The sequence below is a fragment of the Roseateles sp. P5_E8 genome, assembly GCF_054177665.1.
Map to the genome: position 1 here is coordinate 1 of NZ_JBGCUM010000118.1, position 3,119 is coordinate 3,119.

Sequence of the window (3,119 nt, forward strand, 5' to 3'; positions counted from 1 at the left end):
CTGATAAGAGTACGGATCGATTCCAGGATCCCAAAAGCGGCCACTTGCGAGACGAATATTCATAGAGCGGCTCAACGTTGGAGTTCAGCGGGCGGCGAAGCCGTCCGCTGCAATGACAAGTTAGAACTCAGATTCATGCGATAGCCCATGAAAGCCCTTTGGTTGCATGCTCTGGATCGCCCCAGGGAGCCGCCCACTCGACGAACTGAATTTTCGCGTCGCGTGGCTCAAGCGCAGCCACAACCTGAAATGCCGCGGACTGCGTGACTTGAGCGAGAAAGCGGGCCGACTGTTCTTTGGCCCAAACGTCGAAGACCACGGCAGCCGGCTTTAACTGAAAGACCTCAAGAGTCGGGCTGAATGAAACAAGCAGACCGAGTTTGTGTGCCGGCAACCAAGGTTCGTAGTCAGCATTGGGCGATGTTGCCGAGCGAAGGATGCGGTTGATCCCGAATTCGTATTGCGCGCCTCTACCGCGATCCATAAGTTCGAAGTACGCAACGAGTCCGTCACCTTGGTCTGACCGCAAGCCTTCGAATTCCGTACCGCTCCAAAACTCAACGGCAGTCCGCAATGCCTTCTCGGCGGAAAGCTCCTTGAGCAACTGGCCGCTTGCGCGCAATTGCTTGCGGAACAGCGCTTCAGATTGAGAGGGGTGCATGCGCTGAGTTCTAACGTGAAGGTGAGCGGACGCCGAAGGCGGTCCGCTCCAACGGCAGGTTGAGCAGCACCGCCCGTCGCGCGCCCGCGGCTAACGCCATGCTAGGCCGCATCACGCAACCCCCGAATCTCGAACTGCTTGAACCCACCGGTCGGCTGATTGAAGAAGGAGACGTACTCGACGCCCAACGCCTCCAATTCAACCAACGCCGCTTGAAAGACGGCACACCTAGTCGGAATCTGAATGGCTTGGCTTGACGGCGAGTGCGGTGCGTCAACCATGAGCGTTACCTCCCTTCCTTCGACCCACGAGGAAAGAGATGCCGCGTACTTTGAACCTTCTGCGATGTCGAATCGATACGACTGGCCCGATTTGGCGAACGTATAGATGGCCCCGGCGCTCTCGTCGAAGCCATCAACTTCCTCGGTGTGGCCTGGATAGGGTGCGCGCAATGTTTCCACGTGCTGCTCAACGTTGAAGCTGAGCCGCGAGCGACGGCCTGCCGACGCGAGTCGGCTCGAGCGACAGGTTAGGTTGCTGTTGTGCACCTAGCTGTCCAAGTCGTGTTCGTGGCTGTTGTTCCATATCTTGTGCTCGGTTAGTTCTACCGCCCGTAAGTGCACCTTCCAGAAGGCGCCTGGCTCAGTTGGCCAAGAAGCGTCATATGGGGTGACAAACCCATGGACCACAACCAACTTCCCATCTAGCCGGCCCAGTACGTCCCGATTGAAACTGAAAGCACCTTCCCCCGTGTGCAACCAGATCTGGTCGAAGGGTTCATGACTGCGTTCTGACTTTGGCCAGTGCTCGATCAAAACGTTGGCGTCGGAGCACCTAAGCACGCCGCGCAGAAAGACATCGGCGTTCATCAGCGATTCCGCGTCGCGTATCAACTCGTTCGCGCTTAGCAACTGCATCGATGGGAACCTAACGTGCAAGCTCAGCGGGCGGCGAAGCCGTCCGCTGCAGTGACCGGTTAGAGCGCTTCATTGAACACTCCAGACCAAAGAAGCTTAAGCATGGCAGTACGGGAGCGTGGGGAACAGCTGAATGGCATCTCCACCCGAGCAAAAGCTTGCGCAAGCTCGCTATCTGACGCAGAAACCGCTGTCTGCAAAACTTTGCGAAGTGATTGCCTGGAAATGCCATTCAAGTTCCGGAAGCCTGGAAGCACCGCGATCTCAACTGCCTGCCTGAACTGCGCGGGCTCGTTGGGATCGAGCAAAGAGAGCTTGGCGCAGCATTCTTCATCGAGGTACTCGACGTCGAAGTATTTGAGCCAAGAAATCAGTGCTTCGTGCGGTACAGGCATGTGCTCGGCGGGTAGGCGCTCTAACGTGAAGGTGAGCGGACGCCGAAGGCGGTCCGCTCCAATGGCAGGTTATGGCGCATTGGAGTTCTCCCAGCAGACAAACGTAGCATTTCCAGTCGATCCCATCGCTTCAATAAATGCCTCGTTCCGAAAACCCGGCAATGTCTGAAGTCGCTTCAACAACTCCCCCGCGCCTTGCGCTCCTTGTGGGATCGCACAGCCGCCAGACTGGCTTTTCAATATCCAGAAGACATCTTCGCTCCAAGGGCCACCACCAGTTGTGACTACCGCCACAGACTGAAGCTCATCCCAGCGAACAACTTCCGCCTCACCATTGGACATAGTTCGAACGACCTTCTCCTCATCGAAGACCACGGCGCGTGGAACGCGGCGGAGCAATCGTCGAGCCAACTCAATGAAACTCATGCGCCATAACGTTGGCGCTCAGCGGGCGGCGAAGCCGTCCGCTGGAGCAAGAGGTTGGGCAGCGCGTAGCCGTGTCATTTCCGGTCACCTTGCCAATGCATAGAGTCTCTGAATTGCCTTTCGCGCGCACGTGTGCGGACTAGCTGGCAGCGAATGTACTCAGATTGGTAGGCGGAGCCCCCGCGCACCGAATCGGCTTCGAAACTGCAATCGCTATCCCGAAAGGAAAGCCAAGCTTTTTGGGCCTTGACTAACAGCGCTTGCGATTCTGGGTCGAGGGACTTTCGAAGTGACGCGTATGTCGCATTCAACTTCTTGTCGGCAGCGCTGAGCGCACCCGCCATGCATTCGCGGTGCTCAATGTCGCCTTGCACTTCACTACAGTCTGCCGCCACCGCAGAGCCTGCGCTGAAAGCCGCTAGTAAAAGAAGATGTCGCATCTCTAGTCTGCCCAACGTCGGAGTTGTGGGGCGGCGTAGCCGTCCCACACGAATGACAAGTTAGAGCGCAGGGTTCTCACCACGGCACTCCCTCCAGCAGAGCTGCACTACCGCCAATCCAACTCAGCCCGCGCAAGGGATGCTCACACAAGACCTGACGTTGCCGGATAAGCCGACGCGCTTCAACGGCAGCGAGGGGCTCTCCTGTGTCGTCCTCCCCAGCGCCAGCGGCAACGCGCAAGGACTGGCCTTCAGCCTCGCTAAGGTGACACCAATAGAG

Annotated in this window: 5 protein-coding genes; all 5 read right to left on the bottom strand. The window is 57.7% G+C overall.

Annotated features, from left to right (window positions below; all coding sequences use genetic code 11):
• Nucleotides 1-133: 133 nt before the first annotated feature.
• Nucleotides 134-661, bottom strand: a complete 528-nt coding sequence (locus ACXRVZ_RS27420; protein WP_458233110.1) for a hypothetical protein — start codon at nucleotides 659-661, stop codon at nucleotides 134-136.
• Between the two features lie 101 nt (nucleotides 662-762).
• Nucleotides 763-1,122: a hypothetical protein gene (locus tag ACXRVZ_RS27425; RefSeq protein WP_458233111.1), complete on the bottom strand. Its 360-nt coding sequence runs from the start codon at nucleotides 1,120-1,122 to the stop codon at nucleotides 763-765.
• 515 nt (nucleotides 1,123-1,637) lie between these two features.
• Entirely contained in the window at nucleotides 1,638-1,973 is a 336-nt protein-coding gene (locus ACXRVZ_RS27430; protein ID WP_458233112.1) for a hypothetical protein, read from the bottom strand.
• Between the two features lie 69 nt (nucleotides 1,974-2,042).
• Nucleotides 2,043-2,399 (bottom strand): hypothetical protein, encoded by a 357-nt coding sequence (locus tag ACXRVZ_RS27435; protein ID WP_458233113.1) that lies wholly within the window; start codon nucleotides 2,397-2,399, stop codon nucleotides 2,043-2,045.
• Nucleotides 2,400-2,473: 74 nt separating this feature from the next.
• Complete coding sequence (locus ACXRVZ_RS27440) at nucleotides 2,474-2,839, bottom strand: lysozyme inhibitor LprI family protein (protein ID WP_458233114.1); 366 nt, start codon at nucleotides 2,837-2,839, stop codon at nucleotides 2,474-2,476.
• Between the last annotated feature and the right edge of the window lie 280 nt (nucleotides 2,840-3,119).